Origin of the sequence: Kitasatospora sp. NPDC056181 (genome assembly GCF_042266225.1) — a bacterium.
Lineage (GTDB): Bacteria > Actinomycetota > Actinomycetes > Streptomycetales > Streptomycetaceae > Kitasatospora.
Genome location: NZ_JBHJUK010000133.1, coordinates 1 through 24,900, shown reverse-complemented (window position 1 = coordinate 24,900; position 24,900 = coordinate 1). Strand labels below are relative to the sequence as shown.

Here is a 24,900-nt window from a genome sequence, read left to right as displayed (position 1 = left end):
GCGATGATCAACCTCATGACCCGCCGCCTGACTGGCGAATCCACCCCCACCTGGCGCGGAACCTGACCCTCAAAACCAGGAACGAAACGCCCAGTCAGCCAGCGCAGGGTCGGTTCGAGGCCCGCGCTGTCGGCCAGCTCGCGGTCGATGCACTCCTGGACGCGGTCGGCGTGCCGCAGCAGGGGCGTGAGGAGTTCCCGGGAGGTCTCGCCGGCCGTCCGCTCGCCGTGGTCCTCGGCCAGCAGGTGCAGGCACACGTCCATCCCGCCGAAGATCCCGGCGGAGGTCAGGAAGGGGCCGTCGGCGACGGCTGCACCGACCAGGTCGACCTCGATCCGGGGGTACCGCCGGGCCAGCTCCTCGGTGTGGCGCCAGCCGGTGGTGGCGCGCCGGCCGTCGAGCAGGCCGGTGTCGGCGAGGGTGAACACCCCGGCGCCGATCGCGCCGATCCGGCTGCCCCGGGCCGCGGCGGCCCTCAGTGCGTCCAGGACCACGGGCGGAGGCTCCAGCGGAACACCGTCGCGGCCGGGCACCAGCACGATGTCGGCGTCGGCGAGGCCTTCGAGGCCGTGCGGCACGGCGATGGCCAGCGGCGCCGGCAGGCTCGGGGTGGCCCAGGGTGCCGTCGTCGAAGACGGCCAGGACGTCCAGGCGGGTGGTGTCGATCTGCACCTGTTCGCGCAGTGCCACGGTCGGGGTGAACACCCGTCCTTCCCGGGGGCCGGGAACGCCTTCACCGTGCCCGTGCAGGCCGTCGCGAGGGTCCGTGAGCGCCGCCACGAGCCGGTAGAAGGTGGCCTGCGAGCACATGGCGACCGCGTCGCCGTGTCGCTCGGCAAGGATCCGGGCCGCGACGGGGAACAGCGCCTTCACCGTGCCCTTGGAGCGGCCGCGCCGGCGCCGGACCGTCTCCTTCACCGCGGCCACGACCCGCTCGTCGGTGCGCCCGGCGGGGCTGGGACCACGGGTGGTGTGGTGGTCGACCAGCCCCCACAGGCCCTGCTTGAGAGCTGGTTGGAGCGCACCCGCACCGCGGCCCTCGCACTCGCAGCGAGCAGGTCCCGCCCACCCGGCCCCGGGTCCGCCGCAGCCGCCCGACGCGGGCACCGACGACACCCGCGCCGACGGCGACACCAGCACCCCGGACCGGACAACCACCCGCTGCCGCCGCCGGGCACCCGCTGCGCCCCACCCTCCGCCTCCTCGCAGCCACCGGCATCGACCTCGACGACCTGCGCCGCCAGGCCCGCACCCTCCGCCAGCCCGCCCGCACGCTGCGCCCCGCTGCCGGAGGCACCCGGTGAGCCCCGCAAGCCGGACCCTCCTGCCCGGGCGGACCGGGCAGGACCGCGGCCCTTCAGACGGGAATAACGGTGATCTCGCCCTTGGGCAGGCCGAGCCCGTCGACCAGGGCGCTGATGTCGTTCGGGTCGCTGGTGAGGATCACAACCGGACGGGCCTGCCGGGCCGCGACCGTGACCACCATGGCGTCGACCGTGCAACGGCCGTCGAGCCCGGCCAAGCGCAGGAGCTTGCCCGCATCCCGGCCGATCTCCTCGGTCACCGGGATCACCTGCCCGGACGCGGCGACCGTTCGGTTGATGTTCGCGTCCCGGCCGTCCCCACGGATGACCTCGGTCAGCGTGACCGCGGCCAGCACCATCCGGTACCCCTGGGACAGTGCCGCCGCCGGCGGCTACTCGGCGTTGCCGGGCCCGTCCGCACGGTGGGGCAGCGGGTACCGGCCAGCACCTGCCCGGCCGGCCGCCGGTCGACGGTGACGCTTCCTCAGATGCGTCCGACCTGCCAAGATCCGCTGGTGAAACACGTGACTCACCGTCTCCATCCGGCACAGATACGCCGCCAGTGGATCTTCTCGACGCTCTACCTGGCCGGTGGTGCCTACCTTCTGTACCGCGGTTCGCTCTTCCCGATGAACGTCCGGACTGCCGCCGTCATGGCTTTCGGCGTTCTCCTGATCATCGGTGGACTCCTCCAGGTGAGGGGCGCCTTCAGCAGCGTGAGCTTCGACGAGCGCGAGATCTGGTGGACCGGGGCGCTGGGCTCCCGCAAGCGGTTCGCCTGGGCGGACATCACCAACGTCGAGGTCGGGAAGAACCGCAGCCGCCCCGATTCCGGGGACGTCGTGCGGGTCACCCACTGGGAGCACGGCGACTTCAAGCTGCCGGCGGTGATCGGCATGCCGGGCGCCTGGCGCGACCCGGACTTCGAGACCAAGGCGGCCGACGTCATCGCCGCCTGGCGTGCGGCGACGGCGACGTCCGAGCCGGCGGTGTAGCCGGGCATATGCGGCCCCTCGTTCGCCTTTGGACGAGGGGCCGCTGCTCAGGACCGCGTCGCGCGCCGTCCCCAGTAGTGCCAGCCGGCCTCGATCTGGCTGGGCGGCCAGGCGAGCGCGTCCTTCCAGGGACTCCTTGTGGTCGGTCCAGTGCGACACGAAACCGGCCGCCTGGGCGGTCAGCTGGACGGCGCACGCCCGTTCCAGCAGGACGGCGGAACCCTGGACCGCTCCGCCAACCGCACCGGCGGCGAAGGCGACCCGTCCTTCCGACCCCGGGCGTGGCTACGCAAGCAGGACAAGGCCCACGCCGACGGGAAGCTCGCCCCCCAGCAGACTGCTCTGCTCGATGCCCTCCAGGCCTGACCGACACCACCGCGACGAAGACCGGTACGACGATCGGTTCCCCCTGGTCCTCTACCGTCACGAGGGCGGCGAGCTCATGATGCCCGCCACCCTCGTGACCGCCCTGCTACGCCACACGGCCGAGACCGTCCGGCTGTGGCGGGTCCGGGACCGGGTGCCGCTGGACCTCCTGACCACTGCCCGGATCTACGACTCCCTGGTGCGCTACGCCGCCGACGTCGACGCCGGCATCGCCGCCGCCGACGCGCACGGGCAGCCCGGCCCGGACCCGGGAGCGGACCGCACGCGGGCGGACGAACTCGCGCGGTACCTGGCCGAAGTGACCCGCGACTACCTCGCGGCCGGCGAGCCCTCCTCCGAGAGGGCCGCCGGCTGACCTGCCTCCTACGGCCGGCGGTGCCGGCTGCGTCGTCCAGGGCCGCCGCCCGCCACCCGGCCCAGAGCGGACTCGTTGAACGCCCCGTGAGCAACCCCGTCGTCCGCCCGACGGGCCCTCGGTCCCCAGCGCCCCCAAGGCCGTCAGCAACCGTCCTGGGCGGGGCCAGCCGCCGTCCTGGACCCACCGGCCCGGCTGGACGCCCCGAAGCCCGCCCCAGGGCCCGCCGAGCAGGCCGTCGACGCCATCGCCGCGCTGCGCCACGTTCAGGCCCCGGCTGCCGCCCTGGAGTCCGCGCTCCACCCCGTTCAAGCCGTCCTCGACCGGCCCGGCGAAGACCCGCTCCTCCTGGAGGCAGCCGTGGGCCTGGCCGCCGTCATCCGAGCACCTCACCCCCGGCCGCCCCACCACCCCGGAACCGGCACCCCGGCGCACCGGCCCGGCCGAGCCGATCGCGTGAAGACGGGTTCCGATAGATCAATTGATCCACTGGTCGAAGGCAAAGGTCATGGCAGTACGCACCAGTTGCTGCTGGATCTCTTCCGACAACCCGCCGTTGCCCCCAGACACCGTCGGGACCGGTTGGATGTACCAGCACGGGTCTCCGCCGGGAAGCGCGGCGAAGCCGTCAAAACGGAGATCACCGGCGATCCATACGATGCCCCGGCCATCCGTCATCCCCCGCCAGACCTGATCCGGTACCTCACCCCGGAAAGCCGCCGCCACAGCACCATCCGGGGCGAGCAGCAGGAGCCTCTTGCCCGTCTCACCCGGGGCCTGCTCCATGCGGCACGGCCACACCTGCCAGGGATGGGCTCCCAATATCTCCCGCCAGGGCTGTGGTTTCCTGAGACCGGCCTGGGTCCCCAGCCATGCGATTCCGTATGCAAGGAGGCCGGCCGCAAGACCCGCCGGGAACATTCCTGCAGGTGGGTTGTCTATCAGCCATCCCAGCGCACCGCATAGGCCGACAAACCAGCCGATCTGCCCTGGGGACTTGCGGAGCGCCGCCACCCGCTGCTCGGCGGCTTGGTCCAGGCGCTGCTGCACCTCGGGAGTCATGTCGGCCGCCGACCGTGGTGACACCCGGTATCCATACTCTCTCGCCAGCATCTACGCCCCCACATTGCCCGCCCTGCAGAACCGCTATGAAACCGTCCCCACCTGGCCGACACAACACCGCGTCCCGCCGCGCATTGGGCAACCAGATCGGCGTCAGCTGTGGCAACCGCCGGGAGTACTGCCGGACCAGCGCCGTCCAAGACCAGCCCGGCCGTTGCCGACTCCACCCCGCCCCGTCCTCGCCCGCCTGCTCCCACACCCGGGCGCACGCCGCCAGCTGCGCCGTGGTCTGCTCGTTGCCGACCAGAAGGCGCTGGAGGAGGTGTAGTGCGAGCGGGCCCGCCGCCGGAGCCCTGGTGGCCGAGGAGAAGCGGTCTGGCTCCTGGTGGCGCCGCTCATGACGCCGCCTCACCTCGGCGTAGCTCGAAGGAAACAGAGACGATCGCCATGTCCGATGGGCCGTAAAGCGGTGGACAGCCCTCCGGTCGCTGGGCGAGCATCTCCGCGATGAACAGCGAACCTCACTCCACCAGCCCCAAGCGTGTCCGTTTCGTCGAGCTCAGTGCGAAGGCGCTGCGGGCGCTCGCCGACGGCGACCTCGCCGGGGGCAGCGCCGAGGCGGGTGTCCCTCTCGACCCGCACTTCGTCGGCGACCGGGCCCGCTGGATCTTCGGCTACCGCGCCGACCAGCTCGCCGGGGATCCGTCGGCCGCGCCCTGGATCACGCGGGCCGCGGTGTCCGAACCGGACGGGGCCGTGGTCGGCGACGCCGGGTTCCACGGGCCGCCGGACGAGGACGGCATGGTCGAGGTCGGCTTCACCGTCGTGCCCGGGTACCGCCGCCAGGGCTACGCCCGCGCCATGCTGAGGGAGCTGCTCGTCAGGGCCGCCGCCGAACCCGGTGTCAGGACCGTGCGGGCCAGGGTCAGTGCCGACAACACCGCCTCCCTGGCCACCGTCGCGGGCTTCGGGTTCACACGCGTCGGCGAGCAGGGAAACGAACGTGACGGGCTCGTCATCGTCTTCGAGGTCCCGGCGGACGCGATTCGGACCGGGCACCCCACATCCTCGGCGGACACGACGGCCGTCCCGGTCGAGCCCTGACCGGAGAAGGGCCACACAGGCCGGGCCCGGACATCGCCCCGCTGTGGGGGTGGGGGTGGGGGTGGTCGGGGTGGCGGGCCGGGTGCCTCGTACACGGCCGCCAGGAGCACCGGCCTCCCGGGCGGGGTCGGGGCTTCGCCGGGTGCTCTCGTCACCGGCCACTGCTGATGGAACCTCGCCCGCCGGCTGCTCCCGGCCCGTTGCCGTTCCCACGGTGCGCCGGCGTCTGCTCCCGGCCTGCTGCTGTGCGGGCTGCCGTGTCGGCGGCCGGCGGCGACCACTCCGCCTGCCCGCTGGTCGTTCCGCGCGTTGCCCGCCTCCGGGCGATGGTGTGGGGGGTGGGCAGTCCGGTCAGCCTACGGGCTGCTTCGCCGGGTGCTTCTGTCACCGGCTGCTGGTGACGGAACCTCGCTCCGTCCGCTCCCGGCGGCTCCCGTCCGCTCCCCGGGCTCCCCGGGCTCCCCGGGCCGTCCGGCTGCTCTTGGCTGCGGGGCTGTGTTGGGCGGCTGGCCTGGCTCGGGGTCACCGCAGGCCGCTCCGGTGGGTCTTCCCGGGTGTCCGTTGCGGGGGTCGCGTGACGGCGGGTTGGTGACGGAACCCGCCCCGGGGTGTTGTCGGTTGCCCGGTCTGCAGGCGCTCGGGAGCGTGACCTGACCGCGGTGCGGGTGCTTGTTGCGCTGTTTGCTAGACCAATTCTGGCTTGTTCGGGTGGGATGGTGTTCCGGTTTCGGGGTGTTCCGGGTGTTCCGGGTCTGGTTACTGTGGGTGTTCGTGTTGCGGTCCGGCGGGGCCGGCCGCGGGGCCCCGGGGGGTGGCTTCGGGTGGCTGGAGGCGGTCCCGGGGCCCGGCTGGATTGACGGCCTGTCGGAATGCGTTCCTGGTCGTTCCTGAATATCCGCTGTATTCCGTTCAAGAATTCGGCTGTAATTTTCCGTTGGGATGCTGTTCCGGTGGTGTCCGGGTCTGCTGGTGCGGCGTATCCGCGTCGGCTGGGTGGGGTCGGTGTGTGAGTCGGTATCTGCCTGATCCGTCCGTTCCGGTGGCGTCGTTGGGTGATGCGGTGCATGCCGTCCTGGCCGTCGGTGCGGCGCAGGGTGCTGCGCTGCTGGCGCTTGTCTACCCGCGGCCGGTGGCCGGGGATGGCCTGCATGTCACGGTGGTGGAGACCGGGACCGCCGATGTCCGGTTCGGGTTCCCGGTCGGTGAGCCGTGGGCCGTGCAGGCCGAGCGGGAGTTCGCCCGGCAGGGGTACGTCTCGCCGGCCTCGGTGTTGCGCGGGGACTGGGAGACGCTGCCCGACGGAGGCCGCTGCACGCGGCTGTACCGGAACTCCTGACACCGGCCCGGTCGGCTGTGTCCGGCTGCGCCGTGGTCATCCTGGCTGCCGTGCTGCCGTGCTGCCGTGCCGCCGGGTGTCGCCGGGGGCCGGCTGCTCCCGCTTCTCCCCGGGCCGTCGTCGTCGCCCTGCCGTGCCTCCGCCGGCCTTGCTGTGCCTGGTGCTGTGCCGGCCGCTTGGCGAGGGCGCTGCTGCGCGCCTCGCGCCGCCGTCCCCGGCCTGCTCGTCCTGCTCGGTGGCGCTGTGTCCGGCCCGCTGCTCTGCTTCGGCCGGGGGTGACTGCGCGGCAATCACCCACTGCTGCTCCTCCTCGCCGCTGCGTCTGGACCGCCGGCTGCGCCGGGACAGGCACAACGGCCCGGGCGGTCGGGAGGCTGGCCGTGTGGCTTGGTGTCAGGCCGGGCGCGGTGTGGTGGCACGCCCGCTGGTCCGGCTGACAAGCCTGGTGGCGATGTGGCTGACGCCTTCGAGCGGGCCGACAGTGACGCAAGAGCTCAGCCGGGAGAGTTGTATGCCAGAAAGAAGCGGGCCCCACGTAGGGGGACGTGGGGCCCGCTCCGACAGGGTCTACGTGCCCCAATCAGTCGTGCTGCCGCAGAACCAGCTCGGTGACCACCATCAGCAGCGCCTTCACGGCCGCCGCGATGGCCAGCTTCGAAGCCAGCTCCTTGACCCACGTCGTCTTGTGCTCGGACACCGTCTTCACCTTTCCGCTCCAGACGTACGACGGCAAGCGGTTGCGTACCGTCGCGAGGCGTCCACAGGGAAGGTCGCCTCGTCGGAGAAGGGGAGACAGGGCCCGGCACGCCCAACGTTAGGCGTGCCGGGCCCCTTGCCCGTAGGCGATCGCCCCCTAGCGGTCGCCCACCGGCCCCCGTTGTCTGGAGTTTGGCAAGGTGATGGCAGCACTGTACCCACCTGCGCCTCAACTCAACTTCGAAAGGCCGTAGTTTGGTCTGCCAATGCAGGTCAGACCCGGGCTGCCTTGGTGCGGTGGTGTACCAGCTCCATCGGGAGTTCTGTGTGGTGGAGCTGGCCGAGCAGGACGTGCAGCGGGCCAAGGAAGCCGTCCGAGACGCCCATCGACGGGACCGAGACCCCGGGAGGATCGGCAGTGTCCCGCGAGGCGCTACGGCGCCGTCTGGAGGGCTGTCCTGGCCGCCACCGGTGCCGCGGTCCGGTGGTGTTGGTGCTGAGGCTGTCCAGGCCGTTGTCGGGGCCGGCCTTCTCCTGGTGGTGGGGCTCGGCGGCCTGGTGGCTGGAGAGGGTGTCGGTAGGGGCTTCTACGGTGGTGTACGGGTGGGGCGGGTACCGGGGTTTCCTGCACTGGAGACGGAACGGCAGACCTCCCGGTCTGCGCGGGGGTGGTTACGGCCTAACCGGCGTCCGGGGAGAAAGGGCCCAGGGACGGCTCGTCAGCACCGGCCCCACTCGTCAAGCCGCGCGCCCCGAGTGCCTGCCGCCGTCGTCTCGGGCCTGCTGTGCCGCCGTCCCGGTTACCGGCGCCGTCGTCGTCCCGCTGCACTTTCGGCGGCCTTGCTGCGCGCCGCTGTTCCGGGCCGGACGGCTGGGGGGCGTCAGGCTGCTCTGGTGGCTCTGGTGGTGGTCCGGGGTGGGTTGGTGCTGTCGTGTCCTGCTGTCGCGTGGGGTGATGTCGTGTGCTGGCTGTGACGTGGGTGGATACCCCTGATCCCCTGTGTGTGGTGGCGGCGCGACAGGTGAGTGCGACAGGCTGCCGGGCGGCCGGGCTCGTGCTGGGGTCTCTGTTGGCCGCCATCCCGGCTGGGTGGCCGCTGCCCGAGTCTGCTGCGACTCGCTCCGGCCTGGCCAGGTCTGCGTCCCTGCCTGCCTCGCTGGGCCCCGGCTCGGCCCGGTTGGCTGGGTGCCGTTGCTGGGTGGCGTCAGGCCGCCTGGGTGGTGGCCTGCGGGGTTCAGGGGTCCGGGTGGTGCCCTGCTTGTTTCCCCGTGTCGGTGGTGTCGGGCAGGGTGTTGATCATGTTTGAGGAGTGGTGGCGTGTGCGGCCGGATGAGGAGCGTGTGCAGTGGGTGCTGGAGTCGTTCACGGCGGTGGGGCCGTTGCGTTTCGGTATGAGTGCCGATGAGGTGACGGCCACTATGAGCGCTGTCACCGGAGACACCGAGCGGCGTACCTGGAGCGGCGGGTTGAAGAACAACGCCTGGAGGGTCAGGGAAGACCGGTATCGGGAATTCGGCCTGCACCTGTACTACCAGGACGGGCGGCTGGCCGGCATCGCGGTCGACGCCCTGCGTGGACCGCAGGTCACCATCGAGGGCACCGCGCTTGTCGGCCGTACTCCCTCCGTGGTGGGGCAGTGGATGCAGGAACGCCATCCCGAGCTCTCGTACATGAGTCTGGGCGTGCCCTGCTCGGACTCCGTGGGTGTGGTGATCAACGTCCAGCGGGCGGGCGACCGCCTCCTCACCCGGCCGGTGTTCTTCCCCGCCGAGGCGCTCCACGACCTCCCCCACTGGTTCCCGCAGAAGGCCTGGGAGATCCACGGCTGAGCGTCCCCCGAACACATGTGACGTGGGGCTGTGCTACAAGTCTGACCAGGTGCTATGTGGCTCGGAGGGGCCCGGCTGGGCGTGTTCCGCCCGCCGTGTTGCACCGGCCGCCGCCGACGGGGAGGGCTGTCCGGCCGTGGCTGCTGTCCGGGCCCGCACACCTGGGGTACCCGCCGCCGCCGGGGCGTGTGCCGGGGTCCGGCGCGAGCCGGGGTTTGCCCGTGGGTGGGGTTGTCGCGTCCTGCTGCCGCGTGGGTTGTCGCGCCGGGTGCTGTCGCGTCCTATGACGTGCGCGGACGGGTCGTTTCCCCGTGTCCGGCCGGGGCGCGACAGCACCCCCCGCGACAGGCCGCCGTGCCGGGCCCCGGCGGCGGCCGGCTGACCTGTGACAGCGAAGCCGGGATGATCGGATCAGGTGTAGACGTCCCGGCCGTACTCCTCGCGACTCAGCCGAAAGTCACCAGGCCGATCACGGCGGAGCTCCTCGTACCGCTGTGTGAACACGTCGAGTGCTTCGTGGATCGTGCAGCCGGATGCGTCCCGGATCGCCTTGATCGCACGGATTATCTGGCGGTCCAGGATGTCGCGGTCCACGCTCTCAGGCAGCTCTTCCATGAGCTGACCGTACCGATGAGCGTTCGACTCCACCGGTCAATATTGCCTGCCGATCGGTCAAGACCGCTTGTCACAGACACGGGCTGTTAAGCCGCCGCCCGACCCTGGCCGTCGCCGGCCCCGCCGCCGGGGCGACGGCCGTGCTGTCGCGGCCCGTGTCGCGTTGTCCTGTCGCGGGGGCGTGGTCGCGTGGTGTGACGTGGGCACAAGGCCCGTTCCCCCGTGCCGGGCGGGGACGCGACAGCACGGCCGGGCAGGCCTCCACCGGCCTCTCCAGCGGCGCCCGGCGGCCCGTGGCCGGCCCCGCCGTCGAGGACGTCCCCGAGGGCCTCCGGGCGGGCCCGGGCTGCGCGGTGCGGGTGCTCGTGGCCGGTCCGACTGGTCTCGGCCTTGGGCAGCCGTCACCGGGCCCTCGCCGCGTCGTGCCGCCGGCCGTCCTGCCGTGCTGCTCCCTGCTGCTCGCCGGGGGCGGGGAGTCGTCCTGCCGGGTGTCCGGTGCTCCGGGGGTGCCCCGCTCGCAGGGGGCTGTCAGGCTGCCGCCACCGTCACCGCCACCGTCACCGCCCCCTTGCCCACCGTGCCGTCTCTGCCCGGTCCGGGGCCGCAGGCCCCGCCTCTGGCCGCCTGCCGTCACTGCTGGGGTCCTGTGTTGCGCCGGTGGCTGTTCGCGGTTGTGGTGGGCCTCGTGGTTTCCGGTGCCTTGGCGGGGGAGTCGGTCAGCGGTCGGCAAGGTGGTGGGAGGTGAGGTGGACTTCCTGGAGTTGGGCGGTGGTGAGGCGGCGGGCTTCCCAGATGACGGCGGCCACGTCGGCGGCCCGTGGGTGGAGCGGTGGCAGGTCGTCCGGCAGGCGGATGCCGCCGAGCGCCGCCAGATCGCGGGCGGGAATGCCGAGCAGGCCCGCGAAGCCGGCGACCAGTTCGGGGGTCACTTCGACGGTGCCTCGGCCGATCCCGCCGATGGTGGACGCCGACAGGTAGATCCGCCCGTCGGTCACCGCGTACAGGGCCTTGGCCGTACATGTCCAGGTGAGGTTCCGGCTGTGCGCGAGTTCCAGGAGCACTGCGCCGAAGCCCGGCTCGTAGCGGTGGTGCGGCCGGTCGGTCCCGCCCCGCCCCTCCCGCCGTACCAGCGGCTGCGCCCGGATCGCGTCCAGGAGCGGGCGCCGGTGCTCGGCGGGCATGACCATCGTGTTGTAGACGACGGGGCTGACCGACCAGTGCGGATTGCGGGTGACCGGTGTCAGGTCGTCGGGTACCGGCCGCCCGGCCAGGACGAAAAGGTCGGCGGCGTGCAGACCGAGCACCGGCCCAAGCTCCCTGAGCAGCCGTTCGGTCGCAGGCCGCCCGCCGAGCACGGTCTGCAACTCCTCCAGGCCGGCGCCGACCACCGTGGAGAGCACGGAGGCGTCGATCGTTCGATGCCCCATCAGGCGCGCCAGCAGCGCGCCGAACTCCAGCACTCCTGTCATCCCGTGAGCCTACCGACCTGGCGCGGGCCAGCCGGCCCTCCCGGTCTCTCCTGCGGCACCCGGCCGCCCCGACCGACGCCGCCCGCAGGACGTCCCCGACAGGCCCCTGCAGCGCCATGCTGCTCCCGTGGCCGGTCCGGTCGGTCCTGGTCCCGGGCAGCCGCCACCAGGCCCGTGGAGGTCCGCCGGTCCGCCGGCCGGGCCGCCAGGCCCCAGCACACCCACCGCCGCCTTCGAGCCGTACGTTGACGGCCACGGACGCCGCCACACCTTCGGCACCTGGAGTGGCTCGAACGGCGCGAGACAGCAACTCGGCAGCCCTGACCCACTCTGCTGCGGCCCCCTGATGCACAAGACCAAGCCGCAGACCAGCTCTACCGGCCAAGAGATCTTGACCGGCGCGGCCGAACGCCTGTCGGTACGGTCAGCCCATGGAAAACCTTCCAGAGAGCGTGGACCACGAGATCCTGAGCGGCCGAATCATCCATGCGATCAAGGCGTACCAGGACGCGTCCGGCTGCACGATCCATGAAGCGATGGACTTCGTCCGAGAGCGCGACGCGGAGCTTCACCGCGACCGACCGAACACCTGACCTGCCAGCTGCCCGACCGGTCAAACTCACCTGGCACCCGGTCAAGATCGCCTGTCAGAGGACAGCCGTTCCAGCCGCGTCCGGCTGCGCTGTCGGGCCGTCGGTGTCCGGGGCCGCAGGTGCCCGTCCACGACGTACTTCAGCACGCGGGTCTGGTTCCGGCGGTTGCGCCAGGTCAGGGTGGCGAGCAGGTCGCCGGGGACGGTCAGGTCGAAGCGGACGGGGGTTGCGTCGACGTGGACCGCGGAGGCGCCGCAGCCTCCGGCGCCGAGCATGGACCAGTCGCCATGCCCCGGGAAGGCCGGATCGCTCCAGGTCGTGGGGGCGGTGCCGCAGCACTCCTGCCGCTCCAGGTCGACGACCCGCATGCGGCTCACCACGGACACGACGCGTCGGTTGACGTGCAGGGCGTACACCTCGTCGCCGGGGCGCGCGCCGAACCAGGCCGGGAGCGAGGAGTGGACGCCGCTGAAGGCGACCGGCGGCCGCTCGCCGACGCGGCCCGCCTTCCGCAGCGCACGGCACGTGTCGTGGGTCCACAGGACGGTGAAGGCATCAGGCATGCGGTGATCGTAGGCACGAGGACCGACAATCCCCCGCGGCACGATCACCGCCCTGTCCCGGCCGGACCGCCCAGAGGCGGGAACCGCGCCTCACCACGGGAGGCCGTCGCGACCCGGCCGCGACGGAGTGGGGCCGCGCACGCGCTCAGGGCGAGCCGCCTGCGATGGCCTGCGAGCGATGGCCGGCGATCCGACTTCCCAGTCCGAGGTGCCCGGGGCGGATGGCGCGATCGGCCATGTGGCGTGGCGGGAAAATGTCTTGATGGGCAGTCACCTTCGGTGAAAGCGTGAGCACGTTCCGTGTTGATCGTGTGGCCGTCGGTAGCCCTTCGGCCACCCTGCATGAGGTGGCAGCTTGACGGAGACGCAGCACCTGGCGAAGGTCTACAGCGACCGCGCCTACGTGCACACCACGACCGTGCGGCACCAGGGCAGCACGGTCGCGTTCGCGATGGACGACCAACGGCGGATCGTCTATAGCGTCCTGGACCTGTCGCAGCACGACGAGGCGAAGGGCGAGGCGGACGCGGCGTACTGGTCGGCGGACCCGCTGCCGCTGCGCTTCCCGGCGGAGGTGGCGCGGGTCGGCTACGCGGTGGCGGGCACGGTGCGGATGCCCGTGGTCAAGCGCGGCGGCCGGGTCGAGGCGGACGCGGCGGAGCGGCTGGACGAGCAGGAGCTGGACCGGTTCCTGTCGAGCACGGCGCGGCTCGGCGCCGCCGCCCCCTTCCACGTCCTCTCCGACGGCACTCATGTGTACGTGCTGCGCCAGTCGGTACGCGCCGACCATCCCGACGCGGTGTTCCGGCTCACCGACGGCACCGGCTCCTCGGGAGACCCGGCCCGCACCGACTACCTGGTCCAGGGCGGCGAGCGCAAGGTCGCCGTCGTCGACGCCACCCTGCTGTGCGACCGCTTCGTGCTGGCCGGCGGCGAGCTGAAGGCGGTGCGCGAGGTCCGCTACCGGCGCAGTCGGCACAAGGGCCGTCCGGACTCCGCCAAGGACAGTCTGGGCACGCAGGACATGGAGGGGCAGCCGTTCGTCGAGCCGACCCAGGAGCTGTCCTTCGTCCGCAACCTCTCCGAGGGGCGGTTCACCGCCCTGCTGGTGCCCACCGCCGTGCACGGCCGGGAGCGCTGGCAGGTCTTCGCGCACAACGACGCCACCGGCCGGATCGACGGCTTCAGCGTCGAGCGCAGCCGGGACGGCCTGTTCAACACCCAGGGCACCCAGGCCTGGACCAGCCCCGACCCGCGCTACCGGGACGCCGTCTACGAGAGCGCGCCCGGCGCCTGCCCGTTCACCGGCCGACCGCTGGTGCCCGCGGCGGGCGAGGGCGGCCGGGCCGGGACGGCGCTGCGCTTCGACGGCGTCGACGACGTGGCGGAGCTGCCGAGCAGTGCCCTCGACCTGGCCGACTCCGACTTCACCGTGGAGTTCTGGGCCCGGCGCACCGCCACCGGCGGCCGGGAGGACTTCCTGATCGGCCACGGCGCCTCCAAGGGCGTCCGGCTGCGCACCCTGCACATCGGCTTCCGCCCGGACGACACCTTCACCTTCGCCTTCTACGGCGACGACCTGAACATCCCGCAGCGCACCACGGACACCGACTGGCACCACTGGGCCTGCGTCTTCGTCCGGGACACCCGCGAGCAGATCGTCTACCGCGACGGCGTCGAAGTCGGCCGCCGCACCACCGACATGCCGTACGCCGGCCTCGGCGGACTCACCCTGGGGCGCGGCATCCGCTCGCACGGGCGCGGAGAACTGGACGAGGTGCGGATCTGGCTCCGCCCCCGCGGTGGCGCCGAGATCGCCGCCGACCGCGGCCGCCGTCTGATCGGTAACGAACCCGGTCTGGCCGTCTACTACCGCTTCGACGAGGGCGCCGGCACCACGCTGCACGACCAGACCGACCACGCCCGCAACGCCGCGCTGAGCGGCGGCCCCGTCTGGGTCACCTCCGAGGCCCCCGTCGGCGAGGACTCCGGGGTGAGCCGGAGCGGCTTCGCCTTCACCGGGCGCCGGGTGGTCTCCGGCTTGTCCGCGCTGCTGCACCACCAGCAGGAGGCCTCGCCCGCCGGCTACGGCCGGACGGCCAGGCCGGTCAAGCGCCAGGCGAGGGTGCTGCTCGCCTGCACGACCGGCGGGCCCGACCCGGTGACCGGCCAGGCCACCGAGGAGGCCTACGTCGCCACCGTGGACCTCGGGGTGGGCCGGGACGGCCGGCTGGCGCAGGTCCCGGAGGAGCTGGCCCTGCCGGTGCTGGCCGCGCCGGAGTCCAGCGGGAACGTGGACGCGGCCGGCGAACTGGACGCGCAGGTGGCCCGGCTGGCCCGGGACGTCGCCGCCACCGAGGCCGAGGTCGCCCGCCTCCAACTGGAGACCGCGGAGATCCCGGACGTCGAGCGCCAACGCGCCGAGGCGCGCACCGCACTGGAAAGCGACCCCACCTACTGGCGCTACCGGCTGCGGTTCAAACTGCCCAAGGACGGCAAGGACCAGTACCTCGCGGTCCAGGGTGACCGCAAGGACACCGTCGCCCCGCTGGTGCGCACCGCCGACAAGCAGGCCGCGTCGACGATCTGGACCTTCGAGCCGACCGGCACCACGCTCAACGGCATCACCTGCTACTTCGTCAGGAACGCCAACTCCGGTCTCGACATGAACGTCGACGGTCGGGAGACCGGCAACGACGTCCCCCTGATCCAGTACTCCCGGGAGGCCGACAACGACTCCACCCACTTCGCGCTCGACACCTGGAACGGCCACAGTCTGGTGTGCCGCCGCAGCCGCAAGCCCATCGCGGCCCGGGACAGCCAGGGTGACCGCATCGTGCAGTACGACTACGCGACGGCGAACGCCTCCGGCGAGGGCATCCTGGTCCTGGAGCGGATCGACAATTCGCTGAGGTCCAGCCCCGCCACCGACCGGCTGAACCAGCAGATCGCCGAACTCACCGACCGGCTCCAGCTCCTCGGCGTCAAGCAGGACCGGCTCGGCCAGCTGCGTCGCGATCTGGCCGCCCAGCAGGCCGGCCTCGCCGCCAAGCAGGAGGAGCTGGGCCGGCTCACCGGCGGCGTGCGCGGCTCCGACGACATCGCCCTGCCGGTGCCGCAGCTCGTCGTCGACCGCACCGGGCTGAGCGGATCCGGCGCGCTGCTGGGCTTCGCCCGCGCCGCCGACCGCCCGTTCCTGCTGGACAGTGCCACCGGCAACGTCGTGCTGTACTTCCGGGGCGGCAACGGCCAGTTCTTCGCCGCCTACTACGACACCCAGGTGCTGCGCTCCTCCCGGCAGTTGGCCGCCGGCGGACGGACGGCCTCCTTCACGGCCCGGGACGCGAACACCGACCTCACCGGGACCGGGATCACCGTCGAGGCCGGGGACGGCCCGGCGCAGGTCAACCTCACCGTCCGGCACGACGGCCAGACCGAGAAGTGGACCCATCTGCCGCGCCGGGCCGAGGACTTCGCCGCCGTGGTCAACGGCGCGGCCGAACAGCCCGTGACGATCGGCACCGTGCTGCGGATCGACGGCGACGTCGTGCAGTTCACCGAGGGCACCCTCGCCCCGCTGGCCGGCCCCGGCTTCGTGACCGTCGGCGGCCACGGCTTCCGCTTCGAGGGCAGCCACCCCGCCGGTTCGAAGTCGCTGCGCCTGGGCGCGGGCGCGGACCAGACCCTGCTGAAGCCCGGCATGAGCGTGCAGCGGGTGCGCTACGACCACCGCTGGTCGGAGTCCTCGCAGCCCGGCAGCGCCCTCGCCGAGGGCTCCCGGCTGATCACCGTCGACCCCGGCGGCCTCGCCGAGCTGCCCCTGGGCAGCGCGGACGGCCTGGTGCGCGGCCACGGCGGCCGCTGGCGCGCCGACATGCCGGGCCGCGCCTACGCCTTCGACGGGAAGGGCCGCTTCCTGGCCCTTCCCACCGGGCAACTGCCCCGGGCGGCGACCCCGGGCGACCTCACCCTGGAAGCCTGGGTCAACCCGGAGCGGGCCGAGGGGCCGGCGCGGCTGCTGCACGTCAACGCGGGGGACACCCCGTACGGCCTCGGCCTGCTCGGCACCGAGGCGACCTCCGGGCTGGTCTTCGACGGCACGGACGACGCCGCCGTGGTGCCCGGCGCCTTCGGCTTCGGCGACGGCGACTTCACGGTGGAGTTCTGGGCCCAGCGAACCAAGATCGACAGTCAACCGCACATGGTGGTCGGGCACAGTGGTGACGAGGGGCGCACCAACGAGAGCCTGCACATCGGCTTCCGCAAGAACGGCTTCTTCACGTTCGCCTTCTACGGCGACGACCTGGACACCACCCAGCGGTTCTCCGACACCAAGTGGCACCACTGGGCCTGCGTCTTCCAGCGGGAGAGCCGCCAGCAGGTGATCTACCTGGACGGCCAGGAGATCGCCCGGCGCACCGCCAACGCCCCGTACCGCGGGCAGGGCCGGCTCTCGCTGGGCACCGTGCTGTGCTGGCCCCGCGAGTTCGCCTCGGTCCGGATGGACGAGGTCCGGCTCTGGTCCAAGGCCCGCGGGGGCGACGAACTCCGGGCCGAGCCGGGGCGGCGGCTGACCGGCAACGAGGCAGGACTGCTCGGCTACTGGACGTACGCGGTGCCCGCCCCCGGCACCCCGGCGGTCCTGGCCGACCGCTCCGGCAACAACCGGCACGCCGAACTGCGCGGCATGCCCACCCCCGTCCCGGCGCGCTCCCCGATCGCCGACGGCGGCTACCGGGTCGTCGCGGCCGTCGGTGAACGGCGGATCGTCAGCCGGGAGACGTTCCCGCTGCGCGAGTGGAGCCACCTCGCCCTGGCCTACCAGCAGTCCTGGGCTGTCGAGTTGACCGGTGACGCCCACCTGGAGGTGACGGACGACGACACGCTGGACATCGCCGACGACCTGACCCTGGAGGTGTTCGCCCGCGTCGACCGCCTCGGCGAGACCCAGGGTCTGCTCTCCAAGGGCCGCACCGCCGACGGCGTCGGCGGCAGCGTCCCGTACCGGCTGGCCGTCCTGCCGGACGGCCGGCTGGAGTTCGCCTTCGAGGAGCCCGACGGCCGGGCCGTACGCTTCACCTCCACCGAGGGCGTCCGGGCCGGGCAGTTCCACCGCATCGCCGTGGTCCGCAAGGGCGGCCGCTCGATGCAGGAGCAGAAGGGCACCCAGCAGATCACCGCCACGGGGGCCGACGGCAAGCCGGTCACCCAGAGCGTCGAGCTGGTCGAGTCGGTCGCGGTGCGCGAGTGGCAGGACATCCGCTTCCACCTGGACGGCCGGGAGGTCGGCGCCGCCCGCTACGAGGGCCCCGGGCCGCGCGGCAACGACGCGCCGCTGGAGCTCGGCCGCGCCCGCGAGGGCGCCACCGTGCAGCAGCTGACCGGGGTGGTCGCCGAGGTCCGGATCTGGGCCGCCGCGCGGGACGCGGCCCGGCTCGGCACCGCCGTCACCGCCCGGGACCGCGGCCTGGTCGCGCACTGGCGCTTCGAGGAGAACACGGGCAGCACGACCGCCGACGCGACCGGCTCGCACCCGGCCCGGCTGCGCGGCGCCCGCTGGGTCCGCAACCCCGACCCGCGCGGCAGCCTCTTCCGGCTGTACCGCAACGGCGTCGCCGTCGCCTGCGACCCGGCCGGCACCCCGGGCCTGCCCGACACCGCCGCCTTCGCCGACAGCGGAGACCCGCAACTGACCCTGGGCGCGGTGCTCAAGGACGGCAAGCCCGTCGAGGCCTTCGCCGGCGTGCTGGAAGAGGTGCGGATCTGGCGCACCGCCCGCACCCACGAGCAACTGACGGACAACCTGTTCACCCGGATCAAGGGCGAGAAGGAGGACCTGGTCGCCTACTGGCCGTTCGACCGGGACTCCACCGAGGCGAGCGCCGCCCAGGTCCGCGACGAGGGCCTGCGCGGCAACCACCTGGACCTCGGCCAGGCGGCCACCCGCCCGCGCACCGTCCTCTCCACCGCCCCGGTCTCCAACGACGCCGCCCAGGTCCGCTCGGCCCTGGCCGGCCTGCGCACCCCGTTCCACCGGACCGTCTCCGCCGCACCGGCGGTCGCCGAGTACGCCGACATGCAGTACGGCTCGCGCGGCGAGGCGTTCGGCGTCCTCAAGCGCGCCTACAGCTACCTGCAGGACGGCCGCTGGCACCTGATCACCGGCTACAAGGTCGGCGAGCTGGTCAGCGAGTGGGTCAGCCAGATCCAGTTCGACCCGCAGCTGATCGGCTACGTCGAGGGCGCCCCGCCGGTCCCCTCGGAGAACCTCACCGCGGGCCTGACCGATCCCGGCAGCGACACCTTCGAGGGCGCCTCCTCGGTCAGGCTCACCGAGGCCGAACAGGTCGTCCGCTCCTTGTCCTCCGCCAAGGAGCGCAGCGTGGACGCCGCCTTCGGCTTCGCGCTCTCCAACGAGGTGGACGTCGACGTCTGGATGATCACCGCCCCGCTCGGCTTCGGCATCGCCAAGTCCCTCGCCAAGGGCGGGGTCTCGGCGAGCGTGCGCGGCAACCTGGAGTTCTCCAACAGCTGGGCCGAGGACACCTCCGTCTCCCAGGGCGAGAACACCGCCCGGAGCACGAAGGTCTCGCTCACCGGCCACTGGGAGGACCCCGGGCGGGTCCTCAACCCCACCGCCGGACGCCGGTACGTCCCGGCCAACACCGGCTTCGCCGTCGTCCAGTCACAGACCGCCGACGTCTTCGCGCTGCGCCTGGCGCACAGCGGCGCCCTGGTCGCCTACCGCATCCAGCCCAACCCCGACATCCCCAAGGACTGGAACGTCGTCCCGTTCCCGATCAACCCCCGCTACACCAAGCAGGGCACCCTGGACGGCACCATCGGCTTCGACGCACGCGGGAAGGTCGCCGACCCCGACTACCAGGGGGTTCGCGAGCGAGGCGAGTACAGCTACTTCAAGCCCCGCGAGGCGTACGCGCTCAAGCGCCGCATCCAGCGTGACCAGCAGCGCCTGCACAGCTACTACGACAGCGTCTCCACCGAGACCCACACCCCCGACCCGCTCGCCCAGCGGGCCGGCCGGGTGGTCGGCGGTGCGATCGGCGCGGACGCCGCCCCGGCCCGCGGCCGGGACACCGCCGACAGCGCCGCGGGGCAGGGCTTCTCCCGCCGCGACCTGGTCAACACCTACGTCTGGACGGCCGCCGGCGGCTTCTTCGCCGAGACCACCGAGACCACCGACGTGGTCAGCGAGACCACGGCCGGCTCGTACGCGCTCTCCGGCTCGGTGGGCACCTCGATCGGCACCTCCTTCCAGATCGCCGGAATCGGCATCGGCGCCCAGCTCGACGCCTCCGTGGGCGGCGGGATGACCACCACCCGGGCCCGCGGCAAGGAGGCCACCCGCTCCTTCGGGCTGGAGGTCGAGGTCGCTCCCAGCAGCAACCTGCAGAGCTACGACCAGGACCGCAACCCGCTCTTCGACGGCGACGGGCAGCCCCTCAAGGTGCCGGGCAAGGTGGACGCCTACCGCTTCCTCAGCTTCTACCTCGGGGAGGACAGCGAGCACTTCGACGCCTTCTTCAACAAGGTCGTCGACCCCCTCTGGCTGGCGAACGGGAACGACCCCAACGCGGCGGCGCTCTGCCAGGCCCGCCAGGCGGACCGCAAGCCGCCGTGCTGGCGGGTCCTGCACCGGGTCACCTTCGTCAGCCGGGTCCTGCCCGACGTCCCGCCGGCCGACGCGCCCCCGCTGGAGAAGGCGATGCGGCAGCTGGACGTGGAGAGCAACTACGAACTCGTCCGCCGCCTCGACCCGTACGTGAAGTCCGCCGCCACGAGCCTGCCCGAACTGGCCGAGGCCACCCGCACCACGCTGGCCCGGGAACTGCCGGAGCTGCTCCCGCACGCCACCGACGTGATCGGCTTCCTCGCCCAGTACTACGGCGTGGAGGCCTGAGCACCCGGGCCCTGGTGCGGGACCGCCCCGCACCAGGGCCCGGACCAGGGCCCGCACCAGGGCCCGGACCTGACGCCCGACCGGTCCCCGTCGGGGCCAGGCCGGGCACGTCGCCGTGGTGGGCGCTGCCGGGACCGGCCGTGGCGCGCACACGGGACCGGAGCACGGCGCCGCAGTCGGCGTCGGCCATCCGGTGCGGCGTGGCCGTCAGGACGCGCGGATCAGCCAGTGCTGGCCGGTGCTCCCGGTGTCGGTCTGCTGCTGGATGGCGGCGGAGTCGGACGTCGAGCCACCGGCGACGCCGAGGACGAGGCCGCTGCGGACGCCGGCGATCTTCACGTAGCCGCCCCCGGCGTCGACCAGGCGCCACTGCTGGTTGGAGCTGTGGCCGGGCGTCCACTGGATGATCGGGGCGCCGGCGGCCGTCGAGCCGCCCCGGACGTCCATGGCCAGGCCGGAGTGGACGTTGGTGAACTCCCAGATGCCCGGGCCGGCCGAGGCCGGCCGCCAGCGCTGGTTGTCGCCGCCGTGGGGGGTGTACTGGATCAGGGCGACGTCAGTGGCCGTGGATGCGCCGGGGACGTCGATGGCCTTGCCGCTGAGGCGGTTGACGAACTGGCAGACGGCCGGCATCGGGTCGGGGGTGAGGGTGACCGAGCCACCGGCCGGGACGGTGACGTCCTTGCTCCAGCCGCCGGCGCGGACGGTGGTGGTGGTCCCACCGACACTGTGCAGGGTCAGCGTGGTCACCTGGCCGGCCGTCCAGGAGACGTCGACGGTGAAGCCGCCGCGGACGCCGGCACCGGTGACCGAGCCGGCGGCGGCCCAGGCGGAGGGCAGGGCGGGCAGCAGGTCGACCAGGCCGGGGCGCGACTGCAACAGCATCTCGACCATGGCCGTGGGCGTGCCGAAGTTGGCGTCGATCTGGAACGTGGACCTGGAGCCCATGCCGTACATGTCGAACATGTTGATGCCGGTGCCGTTGCTGTGGTCGACCGAGGGCTTCATGACGGTCGTGACCAGCTGGTAGGCCTTGTCGGCGTTGCCGAGACGGGCCCAGCACAGGGCTCGCCAGGCGCAGGCCCAGCCGAAGCTCTGCATGCCGCGGGCGGTGAGCAGGTTGGTGGCGCCGGCGATCAGCGCGGCGGGGCTGGTGCGAGGGTCGATGCGGTCTCCGGGGAAGAGGCCGACGAGCGGTGAGAGGTGGCGGTGACCGGTCTCGCCGAGGTCGGCGTCGGTCATCCATTCCTCCAGCCGACCGGTGGTCCGGCTGACCTGCGGCAGGTGGAGACGGTTCTGCAGGTCGGCGACGGTCACGGCGAAGGCGCCGTCGAGGCCGAGGGCCGCGGCGGCGGTCCGGTAGTTCTGGAAGAGCTGCCAGACGAGCTCCTGGGCGTACGTGATGCCGAGCGCGTCGGTGGGGCCCTGCTCGGGAGACCAGTCGTGATCGTCGACGAGTACCTGTCGGGAGGCGCCGGTGTCGGGGTCGGTGACGGTGGTGACGATCAGGCGCGCCTGCCAGAACTCGCAGGCGCCCTTGAGCAGGGGGTAGATCCGGGCCAGATAGGCCCGGTCGACGGTGTACTCGTAGTGCTCGAACAGCGAGTTGCAGATCCAGGCGTTGCCGGCCGGGTGCCACCACCAGCCGCTGCCGCCCCACGGATTGGTCGAGATTCCCAGCGTCCAGCCGGCGACCTTTCCCGAGGTGTTGCGGAAGCCGTTCCGGGAGTCCTGGAAGAGCTTCAGGGTGGTGTCCTGCCAGAACGGGAACTGGGTGACGCAGTAGTCCGCGAAGGCGTCGAAGCATTCCGACAGCCCGGCCCGGTCGGCCAGCCAGTAGTTCATCTGGACGTTGATGTCGGTGTGGTAGTCGCCCATCCAGTCCGGGTCGTTGCGGTCCACCCACAGCCCCTGGAGGTTGGCGGGCAGGCTGCTGCGAGAGCCGGTAATGGCCAGGTAGCGGCCGAACTGCAGGTAGGAGGCCTCCAGTTCGGGGTCGGGTGCGGCGCCGGTGGCAGCCCGGGCAGCCAGTCGGGCGGGGGTGTCCATGGCCCGCTGGGCGGCGGTGGAGGTGCCCAGGTTCACGGTCATGGACTGCTGGAGGCGCTGGTAGTCGGCGACGTGGGTGGCCAGCAGCGAGCCCGCGGGCACCGCGGCGGCGGAGGCCGCGGCCGCACGCGCGAGGGCCAGCGGGTCACGGGTGGCGTCCTTGAAGCCGGTGGCGGCAGCGCCGGCCGCGTAGTTGGTGCCACCGCTGACCACCAGCAGCACCTCGGAGCAGCCGCTGAAGGTGACCTGGCTGCCGGTGGCCGCGACGGTGCCGCCGGTGCCCACGGCCTTGAGGACGGTCGCGTACGTCAGGCCGTTGGGCAGGGCGGCGGTGAAGGAGACCGAGGCTCCGAGCGGATCGGCGGTGACGGCCTCACCACGGGTACCGGCCAGGGTGAGGCTGCCGGTGTAGCTGCCGCCGCCGCTCTGGCTCAGCCGGATCACCATCACGTCGTCGGGGTGGCTGCTGTAGACCTCGCGCCGGTAGGTCACCTCGCCGAGCCGGTACGTGGCGGTGACCAGGCCGTTCGAGAGGTCGAGCCGGCGCTGGTAGCCGCTGATCGCCGACGCGGCGTGGGCGGCGATGTTGAGGTAGGCCTTGGCGAGCAGGCCGAAGGTGCCGAAGTCGTCGGTGCCGTAGGGGAACTGGCCGTCCGAACCGAGTACGGCGTTGAGACCGCCGGTCCACAGGGTGGCGTCGGTGAGGTAGAAGGCGTCGCGCGAGGGGTCGCCGGTGGTCAGGGCGCCGAGCCGGCCGTTGCCGATCGGCAGGCCCTGTTCGATGATCAGCGCCTCGGTGCCGGGCGAGGGGTACCGGAGCGTGACGGCCTGGCCGTCCGGCACCAGCGAGGCCGAGGCGGGGCGGGCGGCGGCCGCGCGCCCGGTGAACTCCGGCAGGGAGGAGACGGCCAGCACGGCACCGAGGGACAGTGCGGCCCGCAGGACACTGCGGCGGGACGGAACGGAGAGGGGCTCGGGGCGAGGGTGGCTCACGATGGTCCTTTCATCGGAGATCGGTCGGCCGGGTGCGTCCTGCTCGCGGGTGCCTTCGCCGCACCGGCCGCGCAGCCGCTGCCGATCCGGCACCGATCGCGTCTGCGCTGCGCTTCCCCGGGGCGGCTGCGGAGGTTCGCCCGGTTCGACCGGTCGGGTCGGCGTAGGGGTGGGGGTGTGCTGCCGACGGCGGGAATCTAGCTATCATCGGATGTATGGTCAATGGTTCTCGCAGCCCCGTCGGGAAGTCCCCGTGCCGGTCGGGGGCCGGGCGGTACTGCAAACCTCGCCTCTGACCGTCCTGTACAGGGAGTTTCCTCGCCGGTGGCAGGGGCTTCGGGCTGACGCCGCCCCGGAAAGCGTCGGCCGGCCAGGGGGTCTTCCCTGGCCGGCCAAGACGAAATATCCGATGTCTACCTGCCGAGAGCGCGCTCACGGTGGAACAGCTGTCGTCCGTCAGCCGATGACGTGGTTGGCCCACGGCGACGGGTCGTCGACGTTCTCCTGGGTGACCGGGCAGGAGGAAAGCCGGTCCTCCCTTCGGGTTGGGGGCGCTGGGCGCCGGGCGCACAGGGACGGAGGCCCGGGGCCTCGGGTGTCATGTGGTACCGGTGTCGAGGCCGGGGGAGTCGGTGGGGATCCCGGTGGCCAGCCAGTCCTCGACGGCGGCGACGTGCACGGAGCTGGCGCTGGCGGCGAGGAGGGCGTCACCCGCGGCAAGGGCCCGCCAGATGGCTTCGTGGTCCCGGTGGGCCTGTTCGCGGGCGGGTGCGTGCCGGATGCCGCGGACGATGCGCAGCCGCTGGGTGTGGGTGGAGAGGATGCCGAGCAGGGTGGAGAGCACGGGGTTGCCGACGGCGTCGGCGATGGTGCGGTGGAAGGCGATGTCCAGCTCGACGAACTCCTCGATGCTGATGTCCCGGGCGCTCCGGTCGAGGATGGCGCGCAGCTCGGCCAGGCCCGGCCCGGTGATCCGGTCGGCCGCGAGGGCGGTGGCCTGCGGCTCCAGCAGGCGCCTCACCTGGAGGAGTTGGCCGGCGGTGTGGCCCTGGGAGACGTCGGCGGCGAAGGCGAGCGATTCCAGGAGGAGGTGGGGTTCGAGGCCGGAGACGTAGGTGCCGTCGCCCTGCTTGGGGACGAGGATCCGCATCGCGGTGAGTGCGCGGACGGCCTCGCGCAGGGAGTTGCGGGACAGCCCGAGCTGGTCGGCCAGTTCGGCCTCGTTGGGCAGCCGGGCACCGGGCTGGAGAGCGCCGGAGAGGATCATCTCCTTGATCCGCTCGATGGCCTGATCGGTTACCGACATGTCTGGTCCCCTCTGGTACGGAACGTACGGGCCTGCGAAGCGGCTGTCCCGCGGTGACGGAACAGGGGGCCGGAGCGGCGCGACCAGTGCCCGCCGGGCTGGTCGCGCCGCTCCGGCGGCTCGGGGGTCGTCGGTCCTGCTACTCCTGCTTCTCGCCGGAGGCGAAGCGGGAGATGATCAGCGCGACGATGATGATCGCGCCGTTGAGGAACTGGTTCCACAGGGGCGGTACGCCGGCGAGGGTCATGACGTTGACCACGAGCTGGAGGGTCAGCACGCCGGTGAGGGCGCCGAAGAGGGTGCCGCGGCCGCCGTTGAGGCT

General features: G+C 72.5%; 15 protein-coding genes and 2 pseudogenes. 8 read left to right on the top strand and 9 right to left on the bottom strand.

The genetic code is table 11. The features are described from left to right. Nucleotides 1–296: 296 nt before the first annotated feature. Both ACFC1F_RS34460 and ACFC1F_RS34455 read right to left on the bottom strand, forming a co-directional pair. A pseudogene (locus tag ACFC1F_RS34460) lies at nucleotides 297–494 on the bottom strand (DJ-1/PfpI family protein); the annotation flags it as partial. 863 nt (nucleotides 495–1,357) lie between these two features. Further along, a complete protein-coding gene (locus ACFC1F_RS34455) occupies nucleotides 1,358–1,663 on the bottom strand; it encodes a hypothetical protein (protein ID WP_376164356.1) in 306 nt (101 codons plus the stop codon). 156 nt (nucleotides 1,664–1,819) lie between these two features. On the opposite strand from ACFC1F_RS34455, the gene ACFC1F_RS34450 reads away from it, so the two are divergent. From ACFC1F_RS34450 to ACFC1F_RS34440, 3 genes are all read left to right on the top strand, one after another. After that, nucleotides 1,820–2,299 carry a DUF308 domain-containing protein gene (locus ACFC1F_RS34450; RefSeq protein ID WP_376164354.1) on the top strand — a complete coding sequence of 160 codons (480 nt, stop codon included), beginning with the start codon at nucleotides 1,820–1,822 and terminating at the stop codon, nucleotides 2,297–2,299. 150 nt (nucleotides 2,300–2,449) lie between these two features. Next, nucleotides 2,450–2,665, top strand: a complete 216-nt coding sequence (locus tag ACFC1F_RS34445) for a hypothetical protein (RefSeq protein ID WP_376164352.1) — start codon at nucleotides 2,450–2,452, stop codon at nucleotides 2,663–2,665. Then, nucleotides 2,649–3,041 carry a hypothetical protein gene (locus ACFC1F_RS34440; RefSeq protein ID WP_376164350.1) on the top strand — a complete coding sequence of 131 codons (393 nt, stop codon included), beginning with the start codon at nucleotides 2,649–2,651 and terminating at the stop codon, nucleotides 3,039–3,041. Before ACFC1F_RS34445 ends, ACFC1F_RS34440 begins: the two co-directional genes overlap by 17 nt. Before the next feature lie 477 nt (nucleotides 3,042–3,518). On the opposite strand, the gene ACFC1F_RS34435 is transcribed toward ACFC1F_RS34440, so the two are convergent. Continuing rightward, nucleotides 3,519–4,091, bottom strand: coding sequence for a hypothetical protein (locus ACFC1F_RS34435; protein WP_376164348.1), 573 nt, complete (start codon nucleotides 4,089–4,091; stop codon nucleotides 3,519–3,521). Nucleotides 4,092–4,610: 519 nt separating this feature from the next. Between ACFC1F_RS34435 and ACFC1F_RS34430 the strand changes: the two genes are divergently transcribed. The 3 genes from ACFC1F_RS34430 to ACFC1F_RS34420 all read left to right on the top strand — a co-directional run bounded on the left by ACFC1F_RS34430 (nucleotide 4,611) and on the right by ACFC1F_RS34420 (nucleotide 9,069). Beyond that, nucleotides 4,611–5,207, top strand: coding sequence for a GNAT family N-acetyltransferase (locus tag ACFC1F_RS34430; RefSeq protein ID WP_148647327.1), 597 nt, complete (start codon nucleotides 4,611–4,613; stop codon nucleotides 5,205–5,207). Nucleotides 5,208–6,255: 1,048 nt separating this feature from the next. Next, nucleotides 6,256–6,543, top strand: coding sequence for a hypothetical protein (locus ACFC1F_RS34425; RefSeq protein ID WP_376164346.1), 288 nt, complete (start codon nucleotides 6,256–6,258; stop codon nucleotides 6,541–6,543). 2,115 nt (nucleotides 6,544–8,658) lie between these two features. Next, complete coding sequence (locus tag ACFC1F_RS34420) at nucleotides 8,659–9,069, top strand: hypothetical protein (RefSeq protein ID WP_209412865.1); 411 nt, start codon at nucleotides 8,659–8,661, stop codon at nucleotides 9,067–9,069. Between the two features lie 411 nt (nucleotides 9,070–9,480). On the opposite strand, the gene ACFC1F_RS34415 is transcribed toward ACFC1F_RS34420, so the two are convergent. After that, nucleotides 9,481–9,684 (bottom strand): hypothetical protein, encoded by a 204-nt coding sequence (locus tag ACFC1F_RS34415; protein WP_376164344.1) that lies wholly within the window; start codon nucleotides 9,682–9,684, stop codon nucleotides 9,481–9,483. A 716-nt stretch (nucleotides 9,685–10,400) separates the two neighbouring features. Beyond that, entirely contained in the window at nucleotides 10,401–11,153 is a 753-nt protein-coding gene (locus ACFC1F_RS34410; protein ID WP_376164342.1) for a hypothetical protein, read from the bottom strand. A 431-nt stretch (nucleotides 11,154–11,584) separates the two neighbouring features. Here ACFC1F_RS34410 and ACFC1F_RS34405 point away from each other — a divergent pair, with 431 nt between their 5' ends. Further along, nucleotides 11,585–11,746, top strand: coding sequence for a hypothetical protein (locus ACFC1F_RS34405; RefSeq protein WP_376164340.1), 162 nt, complete (start codon nucleotides 11,585–11,587; stop codon nucleotides 11,744–11,746). A gap of 41 nt (nucleotides 11,747–11,787) precedes the next feature. Here the strand turns inward: ACFC1F_RS34405 and ACFC1F_RS34400 are convergent, their stop codons facing one another. Beyond that, nucleotides 11,788–12,309 (bottom strand): hypothetical protein, encoded by a 522-nt coding sequence (locus ACFC1F_RS34400; protein WP_376164338.1) that lies wholly within the window; start codon nucleotides 12,307–12,309, stop codon nucleotides 11,788–11,790. Between the two features lie 355 nt (nucleotides 12,310–12,664). Between ACFC1F_RS34400 and ACFC1F_RS34395 the strand changes: the two genes are divergently transcribed. Continuing rightward, nucleotides 12,665–20,230, top strand: a complete 7,566-nt coding sequence (locus ACFC1F_RS34395) for a LamG-like jellyroll fold domain-containing protein (RefSeq protein WP_376164336.1) — start codon at nucleotides 12,665–12,667, stop codon at nucleotides 20,228–20,230. A 207-nt stretch (nucleotides 20,231–20,437) separates the two neighbouring features. Here the strand turns inward: ACFC1F_RS34395 and ACFC1F_RS34390 are convergent, their stop codons facing one another. From ACFC1F_RS34390 to ACFC1F_RS34380, 3 genes and pseudogenes are all read right to left on the bottom strand, one after another. Further along, entirely contained in the window at nucleotides 20,438–23,272 is a 2,835-nt protein-coding gene (locus ACFC1F_RS34390; protein ID WP_376164334.1) for a glycoside hydrolase N-terminal domain-containing protein, read from the bottom strand. 598 nt (nucleotides 23,273–23,870) lie between these two features. Next, on the bottom strand, nucleotides 23,871–24,578 hold the full coding sequence (locus tag ACFC1F_RS34385; protein WP_376164332.1) for a FadR/GntR family transcriptional regulator: 708 nt from the start codon (nucleotides 24,576–24,578) through the stop codon (nucleotides 23,871–23,873). Nucleotides 24,579–24,717: 139 nt separating this feature from the next. After that, nucleotides 24,718–24,900 (bottom strand): annotated as a pseudogene (locus ACFC1F_RS34380) (ABC transporter permease); the annotation flags it as partial.

Excerpts from the sequence above, each read along its gene's own strand:
- ACFC1F_RS34420 (WP_209412865.1), top strand. The coding sequence starts at position 8,659 with ATGAGCGCTGTCACCGGAGACACCGAGCGGCGTACCTGGAGCGGCGGG.
- ACFC1F_RS34415 (WP_376164344.1), bottom strand. The coding sequence starts at position 9,684 with ATGGAAGAGCTGCCTGAGAGCGTGGACCGCGACATCCTGGACCGCCAG.
- ACFC1F_RS34385 (WP_376164332.1), bottom strand. The coding sequence starts at position 24,578 with ATGTCGGTAACCGATCAGGCCATCGAGCGGATCAAGGAGATGATCCTC.
- ACFC1F_RS34410 (WP_376164342.1), bottom strand. The coding sequence starts at position 11,153 with ATGACAGGAGTGCTGGAGTTCGGCGCGCTGCTGGCGCGCCTGATGGGG.
- ACFC1F_RS34400 (WP_376164338.1), bottom strand. The coding sequence starts at position 12,309 with ATGCCTGATGCCTTCACCGTCCTGTGGACCCACGACACGTGCCGTGCG.
- ACFC1F_RS34405 (WP_376164340.1), top strand. The coding sequence starts at position 11,585 with ATGGAAAACCTTCCAGAGAGCGTGGACCACGAGATCCTGAGCGGCCGA.
- ACFC1F_RS34440 (WP_376164350.1), top strand. The coding sequence starts at position 2,649 with ATGCCCTCCAGGCCTGACCGACACCACCGCGACGAAGACCGGTACGAC.
- ACFC1F_RS34455 (WP_376164356.1), bottom strand. The coding sequence starts at position 1,663 with ATGGTGCTGGCCGCGGTCACGCTGACCGAGGTCATCCGTGGGGACGGC.
- ACFC1F_RS34430 (WP_148647327.1), top strand. The coding sequence starts at position 4,611 with ATGAACAGCGAACCTCACTCCACCAGCCCCAAGCGTGTCCGTTTCGTC.